Annotated in this window: 2 protein-coding genes; both read left to right on the plus strand. The window is 57.9% G+C overall.

Going from position 1 to position 1678, the window contains the following annotated elements:
• On the plus strand, window positions 1-642 hold a 642-nt coding region (locus EOL86_14595; protein NCD26801.1), incomplete at its 5' end, for an HAD family hydrolase.
• A gap of 38 nt (window positions 643-680) precedes the next feature.
• Window positions 681-1259, plus strand: a complete 579-nt coding sequence (locus EOL86_14600; protein NCD26802.1) for a hypothetical protein — start codon at window positions 681-683, stop codon at window positions 1257-1259.
• The last annotated feature ends 419 nt before the right edge of the window (window positions 1260-1678 follow it).

A 1678-nucleotide genomic window follows, 5' to 3' on the forward strand; every position in this document is an offset into this window, starting at 1 on the left:
GAACGGATGGAGGAAAACGGCGCCACGGTCATTCATGTGGCTGTGGACGGGAAAGCGGCCGGGCTGCTGGCCATCAGTGATCAGATCCGGCCCGAGGCGGCGCGCACTGTGGGGCGCCTCAAGGCCATGGGTCTGGATGTGGTCCTTCTGACCGGCGACAGCCAGCGCGCGGCCCAGGCCGTGGCCCGTACACTCGGCATCGAGCGCGTCGTGGCCGGGGTTCTGCCGGACCGCAAGGCCGAGGTCGTCACCGGCCTGCAGAGCGAAGGGAAAACAGTGGGCATGGTTGGCGACGGCATCAACGACGCCCCGGCCCTGGCCCAGGCCGATCTGGGCATGGCCATGGGCGGCGGCATGGACGTGGCCATGGAATCGGGCGACGTGGTCCTCATGCGCGCGGATCTGTCCGGCGTGCTCACGGCCCTGTCCCTGAGCCGGGCGGTCATGCGCAACATCCGCCAGAATCTGTTCTGGGCCTTTGCCTTCAACACCGTCGGTATCCCCGTGGCCATGGGCGTGCCGCACCTGTTCGGCGGCCCGGCCATGAGTCCCATGCTGGCCGGCACGGCCATGGCCATGAGTTCGGTCTTTGTTGTCAGTAATGCCCTGCGGCTGCGCTTTTTTGGAAAGGCGGGACTCTGATCTTGTTGGACCCCAGCCTGTTTGCTACGGGACTCTGCATGCCGAACAAACTTCTTCTCATTGATTACGAAAACGTACAGCAAATCGATCTTTCCAGACTCGATAACGCCACAAATGTCCTTATTTTTGTCGGCGCGAGTCAAAAAACCATTCCCGTTGAGCTAGTCATGGCCACACAGCAACTAGGATCCCGTATCGACTGGCAAAAAGTTGAAGGCAATGGCAACAATGCCCTCGACTTTCATATTGCCTGTCACCTTGGAAGGCTTCTTGAGACAGCACCCACAACAAAATGTATTATTCTCTCCAAGGACAAAGGTTTTGATCCGCTTCTCCGCCAACTCAACAAATCCGGATTAAAATGCCTCCGCATCAACAGCTTGATGGAACTCAATCCAAAACCAGCACAAGCCGACGATCCAAACTACCAGCGAGTTATCGACAATTTGAGCAAATCAAAAAAGAACAGACCTCGAAAACGCCAAACTTTATCCAAGCATATAGCAGCGATGTTCAATAAAACAATCGCGCAACAAGAAGTTGACCGCATTATTGATGTGCTCTTTGCTAAAAAAATGGTCTCCGAAACCAATAATGCTATCTCTTATGGTTTCTAAAAAATTTTAGTGCTACATATTATTATTCCCGGCGCAGTTCGTAGGCTCCGAAATTGCGGCTTGGCAGTTGGCCGCGCCAGATGAGCGGGGCCTGGGCCAGACCGGCGCAGGCTTCGGGCGACGGGGCCTGATACATCACGCGGAACGTCCACGAGCCAAGATCCTTGTGCCAGAGGGGCAGCGGTTCCTTGCCGGGCTGGTGCACCGCCCAGCGCGGGTCGTTCAGATCCAACTCGACGGTCGTGGTCTCGCCCGGCTGCAGCACACGCACGTCGCTGTCGCTGTACGGGGCCACGGCATCACTTTGCAGGCCACTGCCTCGGCCAAAGCCATCAAAGGATTCCACGCCCATAAGCCGCAGCGTGCGCAGGTCGGACGGCAGCACCATGGCCAGGGGCGCGGGGCTGGCATTGTGGTAG

This window comes from Deltaproteobacteria bacterium (genome assembly GCA_009930495.1).
Lineage (GTDB): Bacteria > Desulfobacterota > Desulfovibrionia > Desulfovibrionales > Desulfomicrobiaceae > Desulfomicrobium.

Bases quoted from the DNA above. Each gene is read 5' to 3' on its own strand.
- EOL86_14600 (NCD26802.1), top strand. From the start codon at position 681: ATGCCGAACAAACTTCTTCTCATTGATTACGAAAACGTACAGCAAATC.